This window comes from Rhodococcus sp. G6(2025) (genome assembly GCF_058628105.1).
In genome coordinates, this window is the sequence record NZ_CP179750.1 from 5,847,213 (window position 1) to 5,871,113 (window position 23,901).

The following is a 23,901-nucleotide window of genomic DNA, read 5'->3' on the forward strand; positions in this document are numbered from 1 at the left end:
GTCCGGTGCTACCCGGCGGACGAGTCCTGCGCCCCGAGCCGCCACAGCGACGTCACTTCCCGCTTGCGCGCGGCGTGCAGCGCATCCGATCGGTCGGCGACCTTGCCGTGCCGGGGCGCCACGTCCCGGCGTCCGAGGACGGTCAGTCCGGCGTCGTCGATCCAGGTCAGTAATTCCTCGCGGGTCCGCAGTCCGAGGTGCTCGGCGATGTCGGACAGGATGAGCCAGCCCTCTCCCCCGGGCTCGAGGTGCTCGGCCAGGCCGCCCAGGAATCCGCGGAGCATCCGGTTGTCCGGATCGTAGATCGCGTACTCGATCGGCGAGGTGGGACGGGCGGGAATCCACGGCGGGTTGCACACGACCAGCGGTGCCCGGCCCTCGGGAAACAGATCCGTTTCCACCACCTGCACCTGACCGGCGTAGCCGAGCCGGTCCAGATTCGCCCGGGCGCAGGCGAGCGCATTCGCGTCGAGTTCGGTCGCGATCACCTTCGCGACGCCGCGGTGCGCGAGGACGGCGGCCAGCACACCGGTGCCGGTGCCGATGTCGAATGCCTGCGTGTTTGACGGCAGCGGGGTGTCGGCGACGAGGTCGACGTATTCGCCGCGAATCGGGGAGAACACGCCGTAGGCGGGGTGGATGCGCGCACCGAGGGCGGGGATCTCGACGCCCTTCTTCTGCCACTCGTGGGCGCCGATCGCCCCGAGCAGGTCGCGCAGGGTGGTGACGGTGGGCTGGTCCGTCGGTCCGTACGCCTCGAGCACCGCTTGCCGCACGTCGGGGGCGCGCCGCAGCGGGACGGTCTGGTCGGCGTCGAACGGCACCAGCAGCATCCCCAGGATCCCCGCCCGCCGCGACTGCGTCTGCCGGTGCAGGTGGAACGCGGTGGCGGGGTCGGTGGACGTCTTGCGAGCCTTGCGGTCGGTGCGGGCGGCGACGGCGGTGCCGAGCTGGCGGGCGTTGTGGAAGTCGCCGCGCCACAGCAGCGCCGTCCCCTCGCACGCGAGGCGGTACGCCTCGTCGGCGGTCATCGAGTCGTCGGCCACCCGGATCTTCTTCGGGGGCGTCGCCCCGCTGGTGGACCGCCACACCGCCGAATGCTCGGTGCCGTCCTCGGTCCAGCGGACGAACTCGGTTTCCATGAGGGAGAGCCTAGGCGCTTCGCGCCCGTGCGCCTTTTTGGTAGCTGTAACTACCAAAAAGGCGCACGGGCGGCGGAGCCGCCTCACCGGAGGGTGAGGACACTCTTCCCGACGGTTCGGCGATGTTCGAGATCGAGCAGGGCCTCGGCTGCCGCGTCGAACGGGTACCGGGTCGGCTCCGGAATCGTCAACGCGCCCGACGCGAGCAAGGGACACAATTCGCTCCACTGCGCCGACAGTCGTCGAGAGTCCTCGGCCCACCACGAGCCCCACGCGACTCCGACTGCGGACGCGTTCTTCAGGAGCAGTCGGTTCACCTTCACCGAGGGGATGTCCCGGCCGGTGAAGCCCATCACGAGAATCCTCCCGCCCGTCGCCAGCGATCGGACGCTGTCGGTGAAGCGATCGCCCCCGACGGGATCGACCACGACGTCCACCCCGCGGCCGTCGGTGATCGCGAGGACCTCGTCCCGCCAGTTCCCGGTGGCCACGACGTCGGAGGCGCCGAGACTCCGCACGTACTCCGCCTTCTCCTCACTGCTGACGACCGCGATGGTCCGCGACGCGCCGAGGTGCGGCGCCAGTGTCGTCGCGGCGGTGCCGATTCCTCCCGCCGCGCCCTGGACGAGCACCGACTCCCCCGACTCGAGGCGTCCACGACGTACCAGCGCGAAATGCACGGTGAGGTAGTTGAACAGCAGGGCGGCGCCTGCGGCCATCGAGATCGTGTCGGGGAGGAGGAAAGTCGTCTCCGGCGGCAGTGCTACCACTTCGGCCATCGCGCCGCCCACACCGGTCAATCCGACGACCCGGTCGCCCGGAGAATATCCGCTGCCGCCAGGCGCTGACCGTACGATCCCGGCGACCTCTCCGCCGGGGACGAATGGCAGTTCCGGCTTGTACTGGTACCGGCCCTGGGTGAGAAGCAGATCCGGGAACGACACCCCGACCGCATGAACCTCGACGAGGATCGCGGATTCGTCCGCGACGGGTTCGTCGACCTCGACCGGGGCGAGCGCCCGGGGACCGTCGAGCGCGGTGACCATCAGGGCGCGCATGCGGTTGTGCCCGTTCGTGTGATCGGGAGTTCGCGGACGGCCGCCCGGCGCAGCTTGCCGACTTCGGTGCGCGGGAGGTCGGGCCGGAAGTCGACGACTTTGGGTGCCGCGTAGGGGCCGACGCGCTGCGCGACCAGGTGTGCGAGTTGCGTGACGAGGTCGCTGTCGTCGGCCCGGTCGTCCGCGCGGACGACGACGGCCCGGACCACTCCGCCGCGGATCGGATCGTCGTACGCGACTGCCGCGGCGTCGGCGACCGCCGGGTGCTGCAACAGCGCGTTCTCGACCTCGACCGGGCTGATGTTGTGCCCCGACGCGATGATCATGTCGTCGTCCCGGCCCAGTATCTGCCACCGCCCCTGGGGGTCTGTGACGGCTCGGTCCTCGGTGAGGAATACGTCGCCGCGCCAGCGGTCGGCCCACAGGTCGGGGGTGTTCTCGTAGCCGCTGGACATCTGGTACCGGGGCTGCCGTACCGCGATCAATCCCGGTTGGCCGTCGGCCACCGGTTGCCCGTCCCGGTCGGCGAGGAAGGTGTCGAACCCGGGAATCATGGCGGACATCCAGCCCGGGCCGGACCTCGTTTCGGTGCCCTGGGTGTCGCCCAGGAGCATGCCGACCTCGGACAGTCCGTACCCGTTGCGCACGGCGGGTGCACCGGTGCCGGCCCAGGCCGCGGCGACCACTGCGGTGAGCGGTTCGCCGGCAGCGGCGACGGTGCGGAGCGTCGGCGGGACCCCGTCCTGCGCGAACGTCGCCGTCAGTCGCCGCAGGGCGGCCGGCGCGGTGGTGAGGATCGTGGCCTTCTCTTCCCGGATGACGCGATGCCAGGCCTCGGGGACGAACTTCCCGGAGTACATGACGCGCGGCACGCCCAGCGCCATGACGGCGGCACCGGTGCTGTACAGCCCGAACGCCCACGCCGGGTCCGACGTCGAGAAGACGACGCTGTCGCGGGTCGTCCCGAGAACGGCCTTCGCGTAGGGCATGACGGAGACGAAGGTGGCGTGGGTCATGGTGCACGCCTTCGGTGTTCCGGATGTTCCGCTGGTGAACAGCAGGGTGGCGGTGTCCCCGAGCGCCGTGGTCGCGAGCGGGCCGTCGGCGTCGGCCCGGTCGACCTCGGTCCAGAAGGACCTGTCGTCCGTGCCGGCCGCGACGTCGCCGACGACGAACACCGCGGGATCGAGTCCGTGGGTCGCCTGCGCCTGCGCGAGGGCCGGCCGGTACCGCTGATCGACCACGACCGCGCGGACTCCCGCCGCGTCGAGGCGCAGGCCGATCGCGTCCGGGGCGAACCCGCCGAACAGCGGCACGTACACCAGCCCGGAGCGCCACGCCGCCAGTGCGGTGATCCAACTCTCGACCTGTCGCGAGAGCAGTCCGCCGACGCGATCTCCCCGCGTCAGTCCCGCACGTGCGAACACCCGTGCCGCCTTGGCGGCGAGCCTGTCGAGTTCGCGGTACGTCCAGCGGTCGGCCGAGCCGTCCTCGTGCCGGACGGTCAGCGCCACCCGATTCGGGTCGGCCGCATAACGGGTGCAGATTTCGTGGGCGGTGTTGAAGTCGCCACCGAACGGGTCGCGGTCCAGCAGGGATTCGATGTCCTGCCAGGCACCGGCGAGTGCGGACGTTGCGAGTCTGTCGGGAGACATCAGTGATTCACCTTTGCAGTTTTCGTCAGGGTCAGGACCAGGACCGTGATGGCGCACGCCGCTGCGATGTACGCAGCCAGTGCCCACGAACCGTCCGTCTCGGCAGCGATCGCCACCGCGATGAACGGAGCGGGAGCACTGAACACGACACCACCGAACTGGTAGGCGACGGACGCGCCGGTGTATCGGACTTCGGCCGGGAACAGACCGGTGACGTAGCCGGCCACCGCGGAATAGGTGACGGCGTGACCGATAGTGATGATCAGAATCATCGCCAGCAGGACGGCGACACCCACTCCGGTCGACAGCAACCAGAAGAACGGATACGCGATCGCGGCCATGTAGAGGGACCCGTAGATCAACATCTTCCGTGCTCCGATCCGGTCCGCGATCATCGACGTGTAGGGCACCGTCAGGATGTCGAGGACGCACGCGACGAGGATGCTCAACAGAATCGTCTGCCGCGAGATGCCGAGTTCCTTCGGGCCGTACGACAGGACGAAGACGGTGACAAGGTAGAACGGCACGAGGGAGGCGGCCTGGGTGAGAATCCCGACGCCCAGCGCCCGCTTCTCACCCCGCAGGACCGCGAGGATCGGGAAGTCGGCAATCTTCTTGTTGCGCTTGACGTTCTCGAACTCCGGCGATTCGACGACCTTCAGTCGCACGTACATGCCGACCGCGACCAACCCGGCGCTGGCGAGGAACGGAAGCCGCCATCCCCATGCCTGTACCAGGTCATCCGGAAGCTGCTCGACCAGGAGGAATGCGAGCGTTGCGAGAACGAGTCCGGCGGGCACGCCGGCCTGCGGCCAGCTGCCGTAGAACGCCCGCTTCTCGCGCGGTGCGTGTTCGACTGCCATCAGCACCGCGCCGCCCCATTCTCCGCCGACCGCGAAGCCCTGTGCCAGGCGCGCGAGGACGAGCAGCACGGGCGCGGCGAGACCGATCGCTCCGTAGGTAGGGATGAGTCCGATCGCGACCGTCGACGACCCCATCAGCACCAGGGAGAACACCAGCATCTTCTTGCGGCCGATCCGGTCTCCGAAGTGCCCGAAGACGATCGCGCCTGCGGGACGCGACACGAACGCGACACCGAACGTCGCGAACGCGGCCAGCGTTCCCGACAGCGGACTCAACGACGGGAAGAACGCCTTCCCGAAAACCAGTGCGGCCGCGGTCCCGAAGATGAAGAAGTCGTACCACTCGATTGCCGTTCCGACGAAGGACGCGAAGGCAACCTTCCGGGGTTTGACCCGAGTGACCTCCAGGTCGTCGATGACTCTCATATCGAATCTCCCATCGCTGCTGATGTGGGGCGGTGCGGCTGCCGTGTGTCGATCCGGTGCCACCGCGGTTATGAGCGGGCCGTCGGGCCTCGTCCGGGGTTCGCCGATCGGACATCGTCCGCGCCGTCGCCCCGTGTGGCCACGGTCACAGGTCTAGCACATCCCGGACGTCGACCGCAAGCATTCTTGTACCGATCGATCCAACTCGTGCACCCATCCAAATATCCAGGTAATACGACGTTCAGACCGACTTTCACGAACACTCTGGACTATTTTTGGATCGATCAGTACATTTCTGAACATGAACGAGAACGATCACGACGATCCCCGCGTCGCGCTGGTCTCCGGCGGTTCCCGCGGCATCGGAGCCGCCGTCACCACGGCCCTGACGCAGCGCGGCTGCCGGGTGGGATGCACGTACCGGACGAGCCGTGAGGACGCCGAGAAACTCGCCGCGGACGCTCCCGAGCAGGTACTTCCGATCCGCTTCGACCTGCACGACGACACCACGGCGCTCACGGCGGTGGAGCGCGTCGTCTCCCACTGGGGACACCTCGATTCGCTCGTCCTGAACGCGGGCCAGTGGTCGGGCGGGCGGCTCGTCGAGACGGACCCGGACGCCTGGTGGAGCGTGATAGAGACGAACCTCCGCGGCACCGTCGCTCTCGCGCGGGCAGCGCTGCCCCACCTCGTGCACGGCAGGTCACCGAGCATCGTGCTGGTGTCGTCGGTCGTCGGCCTGATCGGTCACGCCGGCGACACCGCGTACGCGGGTGCGAAGTCCGCGATGATCGGCTTCGGTCGTTCACTCGCCAAGGAGGTCGCGCGGGACGGCATCCGGGTCAACGTGCTGGCCCCCGGCTTCGTCAGCACCGACATGACCGATGCAGTGCCCGACTCCGCGCGCAAGCGCATCGAACGAGAAACCGTCCTCGGCCGATTCGGCACCGTCGACGAAATCGCCAAGGCCGCAGTCTTCCTCAGCGAAGACGCCACATTCTGCACAGGCTCCGTCCTCACCGTCGACGGTGGCTGGGCGCTGTGACACACCACCACCGCAACGACCAACAACGAAGGGACACAACACCATGACCGCGACACTCACGCATTCGGTCGGCATTCCGGAGTCGGAGTACCTGGCGCTCCGGGACCGCATTTTCGAGGCGATCTGGTCCGAACTCGATCCACTCGAACAGCGGATCGAGAACGACGAGCAGGTTCCACACGACATCGTCATGCCCATCCTCGAGCGGATCGGCGCGCTCGGCCTGCTCGTCCCCCGCGAGTACGGCGGCAGCGGCCTGTCGATCGCCCAGTACCTGCCGATCATCGCCGAGTTCGCCAAGGTGCAGGGCGGGCTCCGGGTCATCGTCCACGTGCACAACTCCTTCGCCCACGCGCTCTCCGAGATCGGCAGCGACCGACAGAAGGCGGACGTCCTCCCGGGCACGGCCACGGGCCGGAACTCGGTCGCGTTCGCGCTGACGGAACCGGGTTTCGGGACGGGCGCCGACCTCGGGTCGACCGCGGTGCGCGAGGGCGACGACTACGTCCTGAACGGCGAGAAGTGGTTGATCACCAACTCCGACATCGCGTCTCACTTCATCGTCTTCGCGAAGACGACCGCGACCGACGTCTCCGCGTTCCTCGTTCCCCGCGAGACCGACGGTCTCTCGATCGCAGCGCTTCCCGAGACGATGGGATGCAAGGGCACCGAGCACGGACGCGTCACCCTCGACTCCGTCCGGGTGCCCGCCGCCGCGCTCGTCGGCGTGGAGGGACAGGGAAACGAGCACCTCGAACGCGCACTGGAGATCAGCCGGGTGTTCATCGCGGCAAGCTCCCTCGGCACGTCCGAGCGCGCCCTCGAACTGTCGATCGCCCACGCGAAGAGCCGTGTCACGTTCGGCAAGCCGATCGGCACACGGCAGGCCATCCAGCGCTACCTGGCGGAGATGGCCACCGACGTCTACGCCCTGCGCGGGATCCTCGCCGACGCAGCACAGAAGTGGGATGCCGGCGAACGGATTCCCGCCGAGGCCAGCATGTGCAAGCTGTTCGGCCTCGAGGCCGTCGGCCGGGTGACCGACCGGGCTCTGCTCATCCACGGCGGAATCGGATACACGCGCGCGCACCCGATCGAGCGCCTCTACCGGGATGCCCGCCTCAACTGGCTCGAGGAGGGCACCCCGACGATCCAGTACCTGGTCACGGCGGGACGCCTGCTCGACGGGTACGCGTTCTCCGACGCCTTCGAGACGTCGCGTACTAACTGACATCAGCCGCCCTGCGGCCGGGAACGGCCGCAGGGCGGCACCACGCTCGCGAAGGAGACGAACAATGACCGACCACCACGACCCCACCGTCCTCGTCGCGGGGGCACGAACCCCGTTCGGACGCTTCATGGGATCCCTGTCGAGCCTGAGCGCCCAGGTACTGGGTGGCCACGCGATCGGTGGTGCGCTGGAATCGGCCGGTGTCGACGCACGCGCCGTCGACCACGTCGTCATGGGCCAGGTGCTCACCGCGGGCAGCGGCCAACTGCCGGCGCGCGTCGCGGCGGCAGCCGCCGGAATCCCCATGACCACACCGGCACTGACCATCAACCGGATGTGCCTCTCGGGAATCGACGCGATAACGCTGGCGCACCAGATGATCTCCGCCGGCGACGCGGACATCATGGTCGCCGGCGGTCAGGAATCGATGAGCACGGCGCCGCACCTCCTGACGAACAGTCGGCGCGGGCACAAGTACGGCGACACGGTACTGATCGACCACCTCGCGTTCGACGGGCTCCAGGACGCCTTCACCGGGTCGTCGATGGGGGCGCTGACCGAGTCGAGGAATCCCGAGTACGGGATCACCCGGGACGCCCAGGACGAGTGGGCCGCTCGCTCGCACCGTGCGGCCGCACGCGCGCGCAAGGACGGCGTCTTCGCGGCCGAGATCGTTCCCGTTCCGATCAGGTCCGGGCGGGGTGAGTCAACCGATTTGAGCCACGACGAGGGCATCCGGGCCGACACCTCGGCAGCGGACCTCGCCGGTCTGCCCCCGGCTTTCGCCGCAGGCGGCTCGCTGACGGCCGGCAACTCGTCACCGATCTCCGACGGTGCCTGCGCTGTCGTGGTCACGCGGAAGTCGACGGCCGTCCGGCTCGGATTGTCGTGGCTGGCCGAGATCGGATCACGTGCCGTGGTCGCCGGACCCGATTCGGGTCTGCACGAGCAGCCGTCCAACGCCATCCAGGCTGCATGCCGACGGGAGGGGATCGCACCTCGCGAACTCGATCTCGTCGAGATCAACGAGGCGTTCGCCGCGGTCACACTCGTTTCGTCCGAACGCCTCGGTCTCGACGCGGACCGGGTGAACGTCAACGGCGGCGCGATCGCGCTCGGCCACCCGATCGGTGTCTCGGGGGCACGGATCGTCCTGCACCTCGCGCTCGAACTGCGACGCCGCGGCGGTGGCGTCGGCGCAGCGGCGCTGTGCGGGGGCGGCGGCCAGGGGCAGGCCCTGATCGTGCACGTCGAACGGTGATTCGATGAGCACCAAATACGACCTCAACCGCGCCGAAATTCTGCGCGTGTCCGCCGAGTTGTTCGCGAGGTCGGGCTACCACGGCACCGGGATCGCGGACCTGGGCACGGCAGTGGGGCTCGGCCGCGGGGCCCTGTACCACTACATCGGCAGCAAGGAGGAGGTGCTGTTCGCGATCAGCAGCCGGCAACTCGCGCAGATGAACGACGTGGCCGACGAACTCGCCCTGACCGAACCGGATCCGGAGCGCCGCCTCCGCGGTCTGGCACGGGCCCTGCTCCGCAACATCGCCGAGTACCGCGCCGAGTGGACGGTGTTCTTCCGCGAGTACCACGCCCTGACCGGTGATCGGCGTGCGCGGGTCGTCGCGGCACGCGAACGGTACGAATCGCATTGGCGGCATGCGTTCGACCAAGGCGTCCGAGACGGGGTGTTCACCCTGTTGCCGCCGTTGATGATCAAGGGTGTGCTCGGCATGTTCAACTACAGCTACCTCTGGCTCACCGCCGACGGGGCCCGCACCCCCGAAGAGATCGCCGACGGCTTTCTCGACGCCCTGATCACCGGGCTGGCCGCGCCGAACCCGTGATCTGGGCCGTCTAGACTCACATCTTCGACCGCCGGGAGACAAAGGGGCCCTTCGATGAGCGACAAGTACGACGCCAACCGGGACCGAGTCCTGCAGGTGGCCGCCGAATTGTTCGCGAAGTCGGGCTACCACGGCACCGGGGTCGCCGAGATCGGTGAGGCGACCGGGCTGGGCCGGGGAGCGCTGTACCACTACATCGGCAGCAAGGAGGCAATCCTCTACGAGATCAGCAGCCGGCAACTCGCGCAGATGAACACGGTGGCCGACGAACTCGCGCTGTCCGAGGCCGATCCGGAGAAACGGCTGCGCGGCCTCGCACGAGCCCTCATGCGGAACATCGCCGAGCACCGTGCGGAGTGGACGGTCTTCTTCCGCGAGTACCACGCCCTGACGAACGAGCGTCGGGATCGCATCATCGCCGAACGTGAACGCTACGAATCGCATTGGCGGAACGCGCTGGAGCAGGGCATCCGCGACGGACAGTTCCGGGCTCTCCCGCGGCTGATGGTCAAGGGCCTGCTGGGCATGTTCAATTACAGCTACCTCTGGATCACCCCCGCGGGCGCCGAGACACCCGAGGAGATCGCGGACGAGTTCCTCGACGCCGTCGTCACGGGGATGCGGGCGTGAGGCGCTTCGCGCCCGTGCGCGGTTAGCGAGTCTCTGCACTCGTTCGCCGCGCACGGGCGGCGAAGCCGCTGGCTTGGACGCACCAAGCCAGTACGGACTATCCTCGTTGCATGAGTCCGTCGTCGGCCACGCCTGCCCGTTGCTCCATCGCGCGCACCCTCGAACTCCTGGGCGACAAGTGGACGCTGCTCATCGTCCGCGACGCCTTCTGGGGCCACAGTCGGTTCTCGGAGTTCACCCGCAGTCTCGGGGTGGCGTCCGACGTGCTCACGGCACGGTTGGCGATGCTCGTCGACGAAGGGATCCTCGAACGTCGCGCCTATCGTCAGGAGGGGTCGCGGGAACGTCTGGAGTATGTGCTGACGGAGAAGGGCAAGCAGTTGCATGTCGTGATCGGGGCGCTGGGCCAGTTCGGTCGCGACCATCTGCCGCGTCCGGGTAGCACCTCCCCCGAGTACACCGACGAGACCACCGGCGAGGCCGTTTCCCTCGCCTTCGTCACCGACGACGGTCGCCGCGTCCCCGCATCGACTCTGCATGTACAGCAGGGTGCTCCGGCCCCGGCGGGCGATTCGCAGGGTTAACCGGAACTCGTGAAGAACGGGGCGCGACCTCGTCGTATCCGTGCTAACTTGGAAATTCCAAGTTAGCGAGAGAGCAAGGAAACCATGTCTGTACAACACGGAGTTCACGCAGTCGAGAATTTCTGGGCCCGGGTGTGGCAGTCACCCCAGGACCCGCACGCGATCGACGAGCTCGTCGTCGAGGATTTCGTCATCGTCACCGGCGGGGAGGCGATCCGCGGCCGGGACGCCTTCAAGGAATGGGTGCTGAAGTTTCAGTCGACCGTCGAGGATCTGGAGTTCATCCCCGTCGAAACGTTCCAGAACGAGGACGGTTCCCGCGTCGCGTCGCTGTGGGAAATGACCGGCCGCAACCGCGGATTCATGGGTACCGAACCCGACGGGCAACCGATTCACCTGACCGGCACCGCGGTGTGGAGCGTCCGCGCCGACGGGATGCTCGAATCCAATCGCGTCGAGCGCAATGCCTGGGAGCTGCACCGGCGGCTGACGGCCTAGGCGCTTCGCGCCCGTGCGCCTTTCTGGTTGCGGGAGCTACCAAAAAGGCGCACGGGCCCGGAGGGCCTACCTGGCTGCGGCGATGCGGGCCTCGGCGACGGCGTCGGCTGCGGCGCCGGCGAGGATGCCGTCCCGCTTCGCGACGTCGAGGATCTGGACGACGGTGGCGAAGATCTTCTCGACCTGCGCGCGGACGTCGTCGGCGGACGTGCCGAGCCGCTCGCCGGCGACCTGGATGAGTCCGCCGCCGTTGGCGACGTAGTCGGGAACCCAGGTGATGCCGCGTTCGCCGAGGTCGTGCTCGACCGCGGGGTGGGCGAGCTGGTTGTTGGCGGCCCCGCAGATCACCTGGGCGGTGATCGCGGCGACGGACTCGTCGGTGAGCGTGGCGCCCATCGCGCAGGGTGCGTAGACGTCGAGTTCCTGCCCGATGACGCTGGAGGCGATCTTGACGTCGGGGAAGTCGCGGGCCACGCGGTCGAGTGCGGCGGCGTTGACGTCGGTGGCGACCACCGACGCGCCGTCGGCGAGCAGCAGCTTGATCAGCTGGTAGCCGACCTTGCCGGTGCCCTCGACGCCGACGGTGCGGCCGGCGAGGCTTGCGGTGCCCCACGTGGCCTGGGCGGCGGCGCGCATGCCCTGGAACACGCCGAGGGCTGTCATCGGGGCGCTGTCGCCGGACCCGCCGGCGGACGTGTTGCGTCCGACGACGTAGTCGGTGGCGCGGCCCATCACGTCGAGGTCGTCGGAGTTGGTGCCCACGTCGCCGGCGGTGATGTACCGGCCGCCGAGCGTCTGGACGAACCGGGCGTACGCCTCGAGCAGCGCCTCCGACTTTCCGGTGGCCGGGTCGCCGATGATGACGGCCTTGCCGCCGCCGAGGTCGACTCCGGCGATCGCCGACTTGTAGGTCATGCCCCGCGACAGGCGCAGGACGTCCTTGAGTGCGGCGGCCTCGTCGGCGTACGGGTAGAAGCGGGTTCCGCCGAGCGCCGGTCCGAGGGTGGTGTCGTGGATCGCGACGATCGCCTTGAGTCCGGTGGCGGGGTCCTGGAAGAACGTCACCTGCTCGTGGGCGGTGTCGGTGGGGAAATCGGTGCGCTCGAACACTCCAGCGTTTTCGGGTAGTGCGGTGTCGTGACGTTCCGCGGTGAGAGTCATGTCTTCTCAGGACCTTTCCGGAGTGGTGGCAATCGTGATGGTGGAGGTGTCGACGCCGAGTTCGGCGAGACGCTGGAGGTAGACGGTGACGTTGCGCAGCTTCACGTCCTCGTAGCCCCGGACGAGGTCGGGGGTCGCGGCGATCAGCGTTGCGGTGTCGTAGGTGTCGGCGGAGAGGTCGGCGACGAGGCGGGCCACCGTGGTCTCGTAGTGTGCGAGCAGCTGACGCTCGAGGCGACGGACCTTGGCGTAGCCGAACGGGTCGAACGCGGTGCCGCGCAGGAACTTCGCCTTGGCGAGGGTCTTGAGCGCGACGTGTGAGCGGGGGCCGAATCCGATCTTGGTCTTGCGGCCCATGGCCTTGAGGACGGGCGGGTGCAGCTTGTAGGTGAGCTTGCCCGCGCCGGGGACCTCGCCGGCGGCGGCGTCGAGGAACGCCTGGTCGGTGAGCATCCGGGCCACTTCGTATTCGTCCTTGTAGGCGGTGAGCTTGTGCAGGCCGGCGGCGACGGCCTCGCTGAACTCGGTCCGGCTGCCCAGTTCGCGCTCGGCGTCCCATGCCTGCTGCACCAGGGCGATGTAGCGGGCGGCGACGCGGTCGCCCTGGAAGGCGACGAGGTTCGCGGCGCGGCGTTCGGTGAGTTCGAGCGTCGTGCCGTCCAGGGTGGATCCGGCGAACAGGTGCGTCGGGACGACGGTGTCGCTGCGCTGGGGCACGGCGGCCGAGCTGGTGGCGGCGAGGAAGGCTTCCCGGTCGGCGACGGCGACGCGTCCCCAGTGGAATGCGGCCTTGTTGGACTCGACGGCGACGCCGTTGATCTCGAGGGCTTCCTCGATGAAGCGGGCGGGGACGGGCAGTCCGCCGGCCTGGTAGGCCGCGCCGACCAGCAGGAAGTTGGCGGCGGCCGTGCTGCCGAACAGTGCGGTGGCGGCGGCGAGCCCGTCGATCGCGGTCAGTTCGCGGGCCGAGACGTCGAGACGCTCGAGCAGCTTGTCCTCGTCCGGGTAGCGGACGGCGGGGTCGTAGACCATGTCGCCGGTCGGGGTCTGGCTGGTCGACGCGACGGTGATGGTCCGCTCGGAGCTGCCGAAGCCGGCGTACTTGGCGTCGGCCGCCGTCAGCAGGTCGAATGCGAGGACGCAGTCGGCGGTCGCGGGGCTGATCCGGTTGGACGGCGCCGAGCTTCCCGACCGCGTCTTCTGATCGCTGAGCCGCAGGTGCGAGGTGACGGGTCCGGCCTTCTGGCTGAGTCCGGTCTGGTCGAGTCCCTCGACGTGCAGCCCGGCGCGCAGTGCGGCCATGCCGAGCACCTGGTTGACGGTGACGATGCCGGTACCACCGACACCGGCCATGAACAGGTTGTGCGTTCCGGTCCACACTGCGGGGTCGGGGTCGCCGACCTCCGGCGGAACCGGGATCTCGCGCAACGTCTTCGGTGCGCCTTCCTCGGGCAGCTCGACCGTCACGAACGACGGGCAGTCGCCCTCGAGGCAGGAGTAGTCGGTGTTGCAGCTGGTCTGGTCGATCTTGGTCTTGCGGCCGAATTCGGTGTCGACGGGCTGCACGGACAGGCAGTTGGACTTGACGCCGCAGTCGCCACAGCCCTCGCAGACGGCCTCGTTGATGACGACGCGGGTGCGGCGGGCGGGCAGCTTGCCGCGCTTGCGCTTGCGGCGGGCCTCGGCGGCGCACTGCTGATCGAAGATCAGCACGGTGACACCCTCGACGTCGCGGAGGACGCGCTGCGCCTCGTCGAGCCGGGTGCGGTCCCACAGCAGGGTGTTGGCGGCGAAGTGGGCGCCCTTGTGCCGCTTGGGGTCCTCGGCGCACACGATGATCTGCTTGACGCCCTCGGACGCCAGCTTGTGGGTCAGCTGCGGCACGGTCAGCCCGGCCTCGGCGTCCTGCGCCCCGGTCATCGCGACGGCGGAGTTGTAGAGCACCTTGTACGTGATGTTGACGCCGGCGGCGACGCACGCCTGCACGGCGAGCTGACCGGAGTGGAAGTAGGTGCCGTCGCCGACGTTCTGGAACATGTGCTTGACGTCGCTGAACGGGGCCTGCCCGATCCACTGCGCGCCCTCGCCGCCCATCTGGGTGAGCATCGTGACGGCGCTGTCGGTGCGGCCGGACATCGTGACCAGCGTGTGGCAGCCGATGCCGCCGCCCGCGATCGATCCCTCGGGTACCGCGGTGGAGCGGTTGTGCGGGCAGCCGGAGCAGAAGTACGGGGTGCGCGACGTCGGGAGGACGGTCAGCTCGAGGCGCGGCGGCGGGGCCGGCGTCAGCGCGACCCGGTCCTTCAGGACGCGGCGCAGCGGTCCGGTGAGACGGGCGGCGGTCAGTTCACCGTCGACGGGAATCAGGTTCTTGCCCTGCGCGTTCTTCTTCCCCAGCACTGCCGGTGCGCTGGCGCCGCCGTAGAGGATGTCCTTGAGCTGCGACTCGACGAACGGCATCTTCTCCTCGACGACGAGGACCTGCTCGACGCCGTCGGCGAGTTCGCGAACCTTGTCGGCGCCCAGCGGGTAGGGCATGCCGACGCGGAGGATGCGGATGCCGGCGTCCTCGAGCTGGGAGTCGCCGAGCCCGAGGTCGAGCAGGGCCTGGCGCAGCGAGTCGTAGGCGGTGCCGACGGCGGCGATGCCCAGCCACGCGCTGCGCGGGTTCACCTCGATCTTGTCGATCTCGTTGGCGGCGTTGAACGCCTCGACCATCGCCCAGCGCGGCCCGTACAGGTCGGCCTCGGCATAGACGCTGTCGGGCGGGGACGCGAGCACGCGCTGCCGGTACGACCACGGCTTGCCGTTCCACTCGATCTCGGGGAGCACGATGTCGAGGTCGGCGAAGTCGCGGTCGAGGGTCCAGAGTCCGTCGGCCACGTCGGCGACGATCTTCATGCCCGACCAGCAGCCGGAGATCCGCGACAGCGCCACACCGTAGAGGCCGAACGTGATGACCTCCTCGGCGTTGCGCGGGAAGAACACGGGCATGCCCATCGCGGCCATGGACCGCTCACTGGCGCAGGGGATGGTGGAGGACTTGGCGTTGGGGTCGTCGCCGACGAGGACGAGGACGCCGCCGCGGGCGTTCGCGCCGTACATGGCGGCGTGCCGGATGGAGTCGCTGGCGCGGTCGAGGCCGGGACCCTTGCCGTACCAGACGCCGACGACGCCGTCGTGGGTGCGCTCGCCCTGCGGGAGGTCGACCTGGCTGCCCCAGACGGAGGTCGCGGCGAGTTCCTCGTTCATGCCGGGCACGAACTTCACGTCGTGGTCGGTGCTCAACGTGGGGATGGCGGCGATGGTGCGGTCGAGTCCGGCGAGGGGGCTGCCCTGGTAGCCGGAGACGAACGTCGCGACGTTCAGTCCCGCGCGGCGGTCGCGTTCGTGCTGCTCCACCAGTTGGCGGGCGATGGCCTGCACACCGGTCATCAACACCGGGCCCGAGTCGGCCCGGTATCGGTCGGCGAGATCAAAGGATGCTGCACTGGTGCGAGCGTCGTCTAACTGAGTCATCTGCGATTCCCGATCCGTCGCGTTGAGCATTTCGTGAGCTTGATCCTGTATCTGGTCTAAGATTTGGTCAACGCAAATCGGATCAACTAATCAGTTCACGCAACAGGTGACGGTCGTCACTTCCCGGAGGTACCCAAAGTGCTCAGCATCGACAAGCTCGACGTGCAGTTGCTCGGACTGCTCGGCCAGGACTCACGCATGAGCGTGGCCGAACTCGCCAACTCGCTGGGCGTTGCCCGCAACACCGTCCAGTCCCGGATGAAGCGCATGGAGACCAGCGGACTGCTCACCGGCTTCCGCCCCAACCTCGACCTCGCCGAGGTCGGGATTCCCATCCAGGCGTTCGTCGGGCTCGAACTCGAACAGGGCAAGCTCACCGCCGTCGGCAACCGCCTCGTCGACCTGCCGGAGGTCATCGAGATCCACGCGACCACCGGCCGCGAAGATCTGCTGGTGCGGGTGGCCACGTCCACGCACGCGGAGCTGCAGAAGTTGCTGGAGAAGATCGCGAACCTGCCCGGCATCACGCATTCGACCACCACCATCGCGCTGACCAGCCCGCTGCCGTACCGGATTCAGCCCCTGCTCGAGCACCTCACCGACGACTCCGGGTGGGGCCGGTCCACGGCACTGCCCCGTTCACAGCGCTAGCTCCGGTGCAGTAGTTTCAGACCATGAGTGAGAGTCAGGGACGAATCGCGTTCATCCAGGCCACGTGGCACCGCAACATCGTCGATCGCGCGCGCGAGGGCTTCACCGACGAGGTGAACACGCTGGGGTATTCGAAGGACGAGCTGGACTTCTTCGAGGTGCCGGGCGCGTTCGAGATCCCGCTGCACGCACGCCGCCTCGCCCTCACCGGGCGTTACGACGCCGTCGTCGCGGCCGCGCTCGTCGTGGACGGTGGCATCTACCGGCACGAGTTCGTCGCGACCGCGGTGATCGACGGCCTCATGCGCGTGCAACTCGACACGGACGTGCCGGTGTTCTCGGTTGTGCTGACGCCGCACCACTTCCACGAGCACGACGAGCATCTCAACTACTTCCACGACCACTTCGTGAAGAAGGGCGCCGAGGCCGCTCGTGCCTGCGTCGCCACCGTCACGTCGCTGAAGTCGCTGCCGACCGCGAACTGAGATTCGCCCACTCCGAACCGCAACGAGAAACCACCGTCAGTACGCACTGACGGTGGTTTCCTCGTATTATCGGTCCTTCGCGTGCCGGTGCTGGACGTAGAGGAGCCAGAACACGGGCGCGCCGACGACGGCGAGGATCGTCGCGAACACCCGCAGCCCGACGTTCCCTTCGCCGAAGGGGGCGATCATGAGGACAATCGTGCAGACGACGGCGCCGAGGAGTTGCCAGTGGGCGCCGAGGAAGCCTGCGACCATCGCCCATGCGTTGCGGGCGACGATGCGCGCCGGCGATTCGGGCTCCGGTGGGGGCGGCGGGGACGGGGCCACCGCAACCGTCGAGTTACGCGCGGCGGCCACCAGTTTCGGGGCGTGGACACCGACCGGCGGGGTATCGCCGTCGGGCTCGCACCGGAACAGGGCGATGCCCACCGTGTCCGCGTAGTCGACGGCCTCGTCCGTGTATCCGGGGCCGGAGAAGTACAGGAGCTTCCGGGCGTGGCTGGTTCCGCGGGTGCCGTAGAGGTTCGCGAGGTCCGACTTGCCTGCACTGCCGCCACGCCACTTCACCTGCGCGTACGCGCGTGACGAGTAGACGTCGATGCCGCCGTCCGCGCCTCCGAGTAGCGCTGTGGCGTCGCCGTAACCGAGCTTCTGCATCTGCTCGGCGGCGTTGATTTCGGCTTCAGCCGCCGTGCGTATGCGTGCCATGCCTCACTCCCCCAGATCGAACCAGTCTTTCCCCTCGAAGGTACCCGCAGATCCGGTCAAACCAGCTATCGGCCGGTGAACGTCACACCGGCGCCATCGAATTGCAACACACTGCAACTCTTCCCGCCCCCGGCCGCGCGCCCGTACCGTTCCCCGAATCAGCACGTTCACAACGTAGTGAGGGCGGATTCATGAGGGCAGCACGCTTCCACGGCCGACGCGACATCCGGATCGACGACATCCCGGAGCCGGAATTGCGGCCGGGCGCGGTGAAACTCCGGGTCGCGTGGTGCGGAATCTGCGGCACCGACCTCCACGAGTACCTGGAGGGCCCGATCTTCATCTCCCCGCCGGGGCATCCCCATCCGCTGTCGCATGAGAATGCTCCGGTGACGATGGGCCACGAGTTCTCCGGGACGGTCGAGGAGGTCGGTGAGGGCGTCACCGATGTGGCCGTGGGTGACAACGTGGTGGTGGAGCCGTACTTCGTGTGCAACGAGTGCGCGTCCTGCAAGGCAGGCAACTACCACCTGTGTACGAAGATGGGTTTCATCGGATTGGCCGGTGGCGGAGGCGGACTCAGCGAGAAGGTGGTGGTCGACCGCCGGTGGGTGCACAAGATCGGCGACATCCCGCTCGACGAGGCGGCCCTGATCGAACCGCTCAGCGTCGCGCACCATGCGGTCGTCCGCAGCGGGGCCAAGGCCGGCGACGTCGCGCTGGTCGGCGGCGCGGGGCCGATCGGACTCCTGGTGGCCGCGGTCCTGAAGGGCCTGGGTGTCACCACGATCGTCACGGAACTCAGCGACGCCCGGAAGCAGAAGGCGCTGTCCAGTGGGGTCGCGCATCACGTGATCGACCCGTCGTCGGAGGACGTGAAGACCCGGGTGCTCGAGCTGACCGACGGTGTCGGCGCCGACCTCGGGTTCGAGTGCGCCGGGGTCAACGCCGTCCTCGACACCATCCTCGACGCCGTCCGGCCCGCAGCCGTGGTGGTGAACGTGTCGATCTGGGGAAAGCCCGCGACGGTCGACATGCAGAAGCTCGTCCTCAAGGAGATCGACCTGCGCGGCACCATCGCCTACGTCCGAGATCACGAGGCGGTGATCGAGCTGGTGCGCACCGGCGTGATCGACCTGGCCCCGTTCATCACCGGCCGGATCGAACTCGACAACCTGGTCTCCGAGGGCCTCACGACGTTGATCGAGCACAACGACACGGCGGTGAAGATCCTGGTCCGGGCGTGACCGTCAGTCGGGTTCGTCCGTCGACGGCGTCACCGCCCTGGCCTTGAGCGCCAGCCACAGCTCCATGCGGTCGTCGGCCTGGTCGAGGTTCCGCCCGGTCAGCGCCGCGATCTTGTCGATCCGGTTCCGGACGGTGTTGCGGTGCACGGAGAGGGCGGCCGCCGCCGGGTCCCAGGCCCCGTTGGCTCGCAGCCATTCCTCGAGCGTTCGCTGGAGTTCGACGCGTTCGCGCGGCTCGAGCTGATCGAGGGGTGCGAGGACGGCGGTCGAGAAGCCGCTGAGCACGTCGGCCGAGCCGAGTCGCAGCAGCAACTGCACGGTCTCCCCTTCCTTGGCGTCGACGGCGCGGCCCAGTCGGGCGCTGACGGCGACGAGAGATCGCGCCTGCATCGCCGACACGGCCAGCGCGTCCACCGGAACCAGCGCGCCGATCCCGATGGCGCATCCCTCTGCCACGCCCGACAGCAGGTCCGCCAGCCCGGCGACCTCGGGGTGCGCGATCTCGATGTCCGAATTGCGCTGTCTCAGGACGGAATCCGGAAGGACCGAACCGATCCGGACGGTCAGGTCGGCCACAGCCTCGGGAGTGGAGCGCACGACGGCGATCTGCAGGGGGTCCCGGGACAGCCCGATGCCGGCCGCGATCTGATGTGCGCGCTCCCGCCGGAGTCCGGGTCTGAGCAACTGCGCCAGCGCCGCCGCCCGCCGCTGCCGCTCCGGTTCGCCGGCCACGTGACGCCGTTCGAGTTCGAGCGACAACAGCGAGACGAGAACATTGGACGCGTGCCGCAGCGCGCTGTCCGCCGACCGCTCGAGCACGACGAACGCGAGCGGGTTGTCGATGCGAACGGGGTGCAGTTCGAGTTCCCGCCGACCGGCACCGCCGAACGCCGTCCAGCCCTTCGCCCGGGTGGTGTAGCGACCCACCTGGTCTTGGGCGTCCTGCAGGAACGCCGCGTCGACGCCGTCGGAGAGTTGGACCACCCCGCCGGACGCGTCCAGCACTGCGCAGAGGGAGCCGCTGACGGACCGCCACTTGTCGAGCAGTCCGCTCAGGGGCGACGGTCCGGCCGCGACCGCGGTGAGCTGGTAGCTGAGTTCGATGGCGTCCTCGAGCGCACGTTTCTCCTCCTCGGCGATCCGGGAGAAGATCCATTTGGTGATGGCGATGAACGGCACCGAGTCGGGGGCGATGAGCAGCGGGACGCCGAATTCGCGCGCCGCCGCAACGAGCGGCGCCGGTGGCGCCTGGTAGGGCAGCCCGTGCCCCAGACCGAGGCACAGTGCGGCGACCCCGCCCGCGACGCAGTCCCGCACGTAGTCGCGGCACCCGGATTCGGTGGTGGGAAGCATCAGGCCGACGGTCATCAGCAACTCGCCGCCCTGGAGCCAGTCCCGCGGACGCGTCAGTTCGGACACGTGCGCTGCGGTGATGGGGTTGTCGACTCCCGCCATCCCGCTCATCGACGTGAGCCGCAGCGTGGGAGCCGACAGGACGTCCTGGACGGTGATCACCCGGCGACCCCTTGTACGAATTGCCCAACCGTAATAGACGAACTGTACATCTCGCCTCTGGTGCCGGGGCGGCGCAGTGCGCAGAGTGGTGATCAGAGCCACAGCACCTCCAAGGAGTTTCAGTGTCAGATCACTCCGGCGACACCGCCGCGACCCTCGGTGGCACCATCGAGACCCGCTCGATCGACTACGTCCCCGAGGACGAACGTCACGGGAAGGTCCGCGACCAGGGCCCCTTCTGGTTCGTCGGAAACTTCCAGCCCTTCACGGTGGCCATCGGCTTCGTCGGCCCCGCCCTCGGCCTGTCGCTGGGCTGGACGGTCGTCGCGGGCATTCTCGGCATCTTCTTCGGAACGTTGTTCATGGCGTTCCACGCGTCGCAGGGACCGGTGCTCGGACTCCCGCAGATGGTGCAGTCCCGCGCGCAGTTCGGCTATCGCGGTGTCGTCCTCGCACTCATCGGGACGTTGTTCACGTACGTCGGGTTCAACGTCGTGGACGTCGTCATCATCAAGGCGGGCCTGCACAGCATCTTCGGGTGGAACGCGGCCGTCATCGCCGTCGTCATCACCGCGGTCGCCACGCTGCTCGCGATCTACGGTCACGATCTGCTGCACCTGTCGTTCCGTGTGCTGTTCTGGCTGTCGCTGCCGCTGTGGGCCATCCTCACGTGGGGCGTCGTGTTCGGGCACGCCGGCGGCGACGCGGGCGCGGCGACGGGCGGGTTCACTCTGCTGGCGTTCATCGCCCAGTTCAGTGTCGCGGCCTCCTACAACATCACCTACGCGCCGTACGTGTCGGACTACTCGCGGTACCTGCCGCGCAACACGCGGACGTCGGCCATCGTGTCGGCTGTGTTCCTCGGCGCCTCCGCGTCGCCGGTCTGGCTGATCCCGGTGGGTGCGTGGATGGCCACCCGGCTCGGAGCCACTGACGCGCTCGCCGGCATCCACGACGCCGGCAACTCGGTGGTGCCGTTCCTCGGCAGTGTGCTCGCCCTCGTCGCGACGCTCGTGCTGGTGGCGACCATGGGCCTGAACGCGTACAGCGGCATGCTCACCGTGATCACGGGCATCGACTCCTTCCGGAAGGTCACCCCGTCCCGCCGGATCCGGGTGGTGACCGTCCTCGCGCTGGCCGCGGTCTGGCTGGTGCTGAGCCTGCTGTTCACCGATTCGACGACCGTCCTGAACACGACGCTGCTGATCATGCTGTACCTCCTCGTGCCGTGGACCGCCGTCAATCTCACCGACTTCTTCTTCGTGCGCCGCGGGCATTACGCCATCACCGACCTGTTCACGCCGGACGGGCTGTACGGAATGTGGTCGTGGCGGGGCATGACGGCCTTCTTCGCCGGCATCGTCGCCTCCGTTCCGTTCATGGTGCTGCCGTTCTACGTCGGGCCGATCGCCGCGGCCCTCGGTGACGTCGACGTCGCGTTCGCGGTCGGACTCGCCGTGTCGGGGATCGTGTACTGGGTCCTGTCCCGGTCGCTGGACCTCGACACCGAGGAACGGTTCATCGAAGACAGCGAAGCCGCGCTGGCGGTCGAGGAGAACCCGGCTCATGGCTGACACGAAAACGGCTGACGTCCAGCACGCGATCGACGCGCTGATCCAGGCATTCGGCGAGCACGACACGACCGCCTACTTCGAGGCGTTCAGCCCGGACGCGACGTTCGTCTTCTACACCCACCCGGTGCCGCTGCCCAGTCGCGAGGCCTACCGCGACCTCTGGTCCGAGTGGGAGTCGGACGGGTTCCGTATCCTGGCGTGCCGTTCCCGCGAGCAGAACGTCACGTTTCCGGCCCCGGATGTCGCGGTGCTGACGCACCGGGTCGGCACCACCGTGCGGCATTCGACAGGAACGGTCGAGCTCGACGAACGGGAGACGATCCTGTTCCGGCGGCGTGAAGATTCAGGCTGGATCGCCGTCCACGAGCACTTGTCGCCCCAGTCGATCACAGCCTGATAGCTGACAGATAGCTGGCTCGACGTGGACCGCGTCACATCAGGACCCTGTCGAGTTGCGGACGCAGTCGCCCGACGGTGTACTGGTCAGTAAACCTGCCCGGCTCGGCCTATCGCGAAGGTGCACAGATGACGGACGAACGGCCCGGCAAGAATCAGACCCCACCGGACAAGGCGACGCGACCGACACCGAAGGAGGCGACCCCGGACGTCTCCAAGACCGATCTCGCGGCCGTCGTCGACGCGCTCACCGCGACGAACGAGAAGAATTTCGACTTCTGACCTCGCTCCTCAGGCCCGTTCCCGGTGCGGCACGAACTCGAACGTCAGGCACGCGAACGCCACGGGCAGCAGGTAACGGAAACGCAGGAGGACGTAGCGCCGGTTCCCCGTGGAATGGAACTTGCCGAGGTAGCGGTACAGCGACTCGAGCGAGATCAGCACGTCGCCGAGGTGCAGGACACGGCGGAAGAGCCGGGGCCCCCGCGCCGGGTGCGTCGGGGTCGAGGAGTTCGGGGAACGCCGCGAACGACAGCGAGACGTATCGCGCACCGGTGTGCCCGGCGTACCGGATGACGTCGACGGTCATGCGTTCGTCGGTGCCGTTCGGCGCGCCGTCGGCTCGCCACGGAACGTCGAGGCTCAGTTCGCGGGCGGAATCGGCGGTGCCGTAACGCTGGAAGGCGACGGCGCGCCCGGTGCAGTCGCGGGCGATGACGAGCAGAACACCGGGGAGTGCGCCGTCCAGCAGGTGGTCGAGGATCATCGAGAACCCGCGGCGCTGATGTCCGGCGCGGGCGGCCTCGACGATGTCCGTCAACTCCCGGCGCGTCGGTTCGTCGAGCGCGGCTTCCGGGACGATCTCGGTGGTGAGCCCGGCGTTGTGGGTGCGCTGCACGGCCTGCCGGAGGTTGCGGAACTTCCTGCCGTGCAGGGTGAAGTGTCCGACGTCGATCACCACGTCACGGCCGATCGGGACCGCCGACAACGGCTTTCGGGTGTCGCCGCCGATCTCCCACAGCCGGGCGACGCGCTCTCCCGCTCCGAGCACGGCGACGCGCCAACCGCGTTCGGCCGCGAACTCGGAGAACTCGTCGAGGAGGGCGCCGAATTCGAGCGCGTTGCCGATGGGATCGCCGGAGACGACCGCTATTCCGGATCGCGCCCGGTAGGCGATCGCCGCGGTGCCCGACGCGTTGAAGTAGTACGACTTCGCCGAATTGAGGGCGAACGGCGACAGCGGATCGTCGGTGGTCTGCTGGATCAGCGAGAAGACGCGGGCACGGTCCTCGGGCTGCGGAACACTGCGCACCGGCAGCATCAGGACGGGTCCGGTGGCCACGAGGAGGAGAAATCCCGGAGTCGAATGTGCGCTCGTGTACGCCACATCCGCGGCCGCAACGAACAGCACCGCCGCCACCGAATGTGTCATGGTGACGGGCCGCCGCAGATGCAGTCCCCGGGCCACCAGCAGGACGGCGATTCCGGCCGCCACCATCCACGTGCGAACGGGACCCGACCGCCCGGCCATCCACATGAGCACGAGGCCGACCACGACGGTTGCGCCGACGAGCGCCATCCGCGCCGCGGGTGATTCGGGCTGGTACACCCGCAGCCCGGGCACGGTCATCGGTGTCGACTTCGAATTCTGCATCCGCACCCC

Annotated in this window: 21 protein-coding genes and 1 pseudogene; 13 read left to right on the forward strand and 9 right to left on the reverse strand. The window is 68.4% G+C overall.

What is annotated here, in order from left to right; translation table 11 throughout:
• Positions 1 to 8 precede the first annotated feature (8 nt).
• From ACLIVD_RS27035 to ACLIVD_RS27050, 4 genes are all read right to left on the reverse strand, one after another.
• Positions 9 to 1,142 carry a methyltransferase gene (locus tag ACLIVD_RS27035; protein WP_283353512.1) on the reverse strand — a complete coding sequence of 378 codons (1,134 nt, stop codon included), beginning with the start codon at positions 1,140 to 1,142 and terminating at the stop codon, positions 9 to 11.
• 83 nt (positions 1,143 to 1,225) lie between these two features.
• Positions 1,226 to 2,200, reverse strand: coding sequence for an NADPH:quinone oxidoreductase family protein (locus ACLIVD_RS27040; RefSeq protein ID WP_491930916.1), 975 nt, complete (start codon positions 2,198 to 2,200; stop codon positions 1,226 to 1,228).
• Positions 2,188 to 3,855, reverse strand: a complete 1,668-nt coding sequence (locus tag ACLIVD_RS27045; RefSeq protein WP_491930917.1) for an AMP-binding protein — start codon at positions 3,853 to 3,855, stop codon at positions 2,188 to 2,190. The genes ACLIVD_RS27040 and ACLIVD_RS27045 overlap by 13 nt, the downstream gene beginning before the upstream one ends.
• Positions 3,855 to 5,144: an MFS transporter gene (locus tag ACLIVD_RS27050; RefSeq protein ID WP_283331292.1), complete on the reverse strand. Its 1,290-nt coding sequence runs from the start codon at positions 5,142 to 5,144 to the stop codon at positions 3,855 to 3,857. The genes ACLIVD_RS27045 and ACLIVD_RS27050 overlap by 1 nt, the downstream gene beginning before the upstream one ends.
• A 301-nt stretch (positions 5,145 to 5,445) precedes the next feature.
• On the opposite strand from ACLIVD_RS27050, the gene ACLIVD_RS27055 reads away from it, so the two are divergent.
• The 7 genes from ACLIVD_RS27055 to ACLIVD_RS27085 all read left to right on the forward strand — a co-directional run bounded on the left by ACLIVD_RS27055 (position 5,446) and on the right by ACLIVD_RS27085 (position 10,982).
• Positions 5,446 to 6,189, forward strand: coding sequence for an SDR family NAD(P)-dependent oxidoreductase (locus ACLIVD_RS27055; protein ID WP_491930918.1), 744 nt, complete (start codon positions 5,446 to 5,448; stop codon positions 6,187 to 6,189).
• Between the two features lie 43 nt (positions 6,190 to 6,232).
• Positions 6,233 to 7,420 (forward strand): acyl-CoA dehydrogenase family protein, encoded by a 1,188-nt coding sequence (locus tag ACLIVD_RS27060; RefSeq protein WP_491930919.1) that lies wholly within the window; start codon positions 6,233 to 6,235, stop codon positions 7,418 to 7,420.
• A gap of 64 nt (positions 7,421 to 7,484) precedes the next feature.
• Positions 7,485 to 8,681 (forward strand): acetyl-CoA C-acyltransferase, encoded by a 1,197-nt coding sequence (locus tag ACLIVD_RS27065; RefSeq protein WP_491930920.1) that lies wholly within the window; start codon positions 7,485 to 7,487, stop codon positions 8,679 to 8,681.
• A gap of 4 nt (positions 8,682 to 8,685) precedes the next feature.
• Positions 8,686 to 9,270, forward strand: a complete 585-nt coding sequence (locus ACLIVD_RS27070) for a TetR/AcrR family transcriptional regulator (protein WP_491930921.1) — start codon at positions 8,686 to 8,688, stop codon at positions 9,268 to 9,270.
• Between the two features lie 54 nt (positions 9,271 to 9,324).
• Complete coding sequence (locus tag ACLIVD_RS27075) at positions 9,325 to 9,900, forward strand: TetR/AcrR family transcriptional regulator (protein ID WP_491930922.1); 576 nt, start codon at positions 9,325 to 9,327, stop codon at positions 9,898 to 9,900.
• 110 nt (positions 9,901 to 10,010) lie between these two features.
• A complete protein-coding gene (locus ACLIVD_RS27080) occupies positions 10,011 to 10,484 on the forward strand; it encodes a winged helix-turn-helix transcriptional regulator (protein WP_283331289.1) in 474 nt (157 codons plus the stop codon).
• 84 nt (positions 10,485 to 10,568) lie between these two features.
• Complete coding sequence (locus tag ACLIVD_RS27085) at positions 10,569 to 10,982, forward strand: ester cyclase (protein WP_283331288.1); 414 nt, start codon at positions 10,569 to 10,571, stop codon at positions 10,980 to 10,982.
• 66 nt (positions 10,983 to 11,048) lie between these two features.
• Here the strand turns inward: ACLIVD_RS27085 and ACLIVD_RS27090 are convergent, their stop codons facing one another.
• Positions 11,049 to 12,143, reverse strand: coding sequence for a Glu/Leu/Phe/Val family dehydrogenase (locus tag ACLIVD_RS27090; protein WP_105413575.1), 1,095 nt, complete (start codon positions 12,141 to 12,143; stop codon positions 11,049 to 11,051).
• A 6-nt stretch (positions 12,144 to 12,149) separates the two neighbouring features.
• Entirely contained in the window at positions 12,150 to 15,662 is a 3,513-nt protein-coding gene (locus tag ACLIVD_RS27095) for an indolepyruvate ferredoxin oxidoreductase family protein (RefSeq protein ID WP_349307516.1), read from the reverse strand.
• A 138-nt stretch (positions 15,663 to 15,800) separates the two neighbouring features.
• Here ACLIVD_RS27095 and ACLIVD_RS27100 point away from each other — a divergent pair, with 138 nt between their 5' ends.
• Together ACLIVD_RS27100 and ACLIVD_RS27105 are read left to right on the forward strand one after the other, a co-directional pair.
• Positions 15,801 to 16,313: an Lrp/AsnC family transcriptional regulator gene (locus ACLIVD_RS27100; RefSeq protein WP_009474314.1), complete on the forward strand. Its 513-nt coding sequence runs from the start codon at positions 15,801 to 15,803 to the stop codon at positions 16,311 to 16,313.
• A gap of 23 nt (positions 16,314 to 16,336) precedes the next feature.
• A complete protein-coding gene (locus ACLIVD_RS27105) occupies positions 16,337 to 16,798 on the forward strand; it encodes a 6,7-dimethyl-8-ribityllumazine synthase (RefSeq protein WP_005252720.1) in 462 nt (153 codons plus the stop codon).
• Between the two features lie 66 nt (positions 16,799 to 16,864).
• On the opposite strand, the gene ACLIVD_RS27110 is transcribed toward ACLIVD_RS27105, so the two are convergent.
• A complete protein-coding gene (locus ACLIVD_RS27110; protein WP_491930923.1) occupies positions 16,865 to 17,506 on the reverse strand; it encodes a restriction endonuclease in 642 nt (213 codons plus the stop codon).
• A gap of 191 nt (positions 17,507 to 17,697) precedes the next feature.
• Between ACLIVD_RS27110 and ACLIVD_RS27115 the strand changes: the two genes are divergently transcribed.
• Positions 17,698 to 18,753, forward strand: coding sequence for a 2,3-butanediol dehydrogenase (locus tag ACLIVD_RS27115; RefSeq protein WP_210461066.1), 1,056 nt, complete (start codon positions 17,698 to 17,700; stop codon positions 18,751 to 18,753).
• Between the two features lie 3 nt (positions 18,754 to 18,756).
• Here ACLIVD_RS27115 and ACLIVD_RS27120 read toward each other — a convergent pair whose 3' ends face one another.
• Positions 18,757 to 20,268, reverse strand: a complete 1,512-nt coding sequence (locus ACLIVD_RS27120) for a PucR family transcriptional regulator (protein WP_283331283.1) — start codon at positions 20,266 to 20,268, stop codon at positions 18,757 to 18,759.
• Positions 20,269 to 20,390: 122 nt separating this feature from the next.
• Here ACLIVD_RS27120 and ACLIVD_RS27125 point away from each other — a divergent pair, with 122 nt between their 5' ends.
• From ACLIVD_RS27125 to ACLIVD_RS27135, 3 genes are all read left to right on the forward strand, one after another.
• The gene (locus ACLIVD_RS27125; RefSeq protein WP_491930924.1) at positions 20,391 to 21,842 is read left to right on the forward strand and encodes a purine-cytosine permease family protein; all 1,452 of its coding nucleotides are present in this window, start codon (positions 20,391 to 20,393) and stop codon (positions 21,840 to 21,842) included.
• Positions 21,835 to 22,239 (forward strand): YybH family protein, encoded by a 405-nt coding sequence (locus ACLIVD_RS27130; protein ID WP_491930925.1) that lies wholly within the window; start codon positions 21,835 to 21,837, stop codon positions 22,237 to 22,239. Before ACLIVD_RS27125 ends, ACLIVD_RS27130 begins: the two co-directional genes overlap by 8 nt.
• 128 nt (positions 22,240 to 22,367) lie before the next feature.
• Positions 22,368 to 22,520: a hypothetical protein gene (locus ACLIVD_RS27135; protein ID WP_009474321.1), complete on the forward strand. Its 153-nt coding sequence runs from the start codon at positions 22,368 to 22,370 to the stop codon at positions 22,518 to 22,520.
• Between the two features lie 9 nt (positions 22,521 to 22,529).
• On the opposite strand, the pseudogene ACLIVD_RS27140 reads toward ACLIVD_RS27135, so the two are convergent.
• A pseudogene (locus ACLIVD_RS27140) lies at positions 22,530 to 23,892 on the reverse strand (bifunctional lysylphosphatidylglycerol flippase/synthetase MprF).
• Positions 23,893 to 23,901 lie beyond the last annotated feature (9 nt).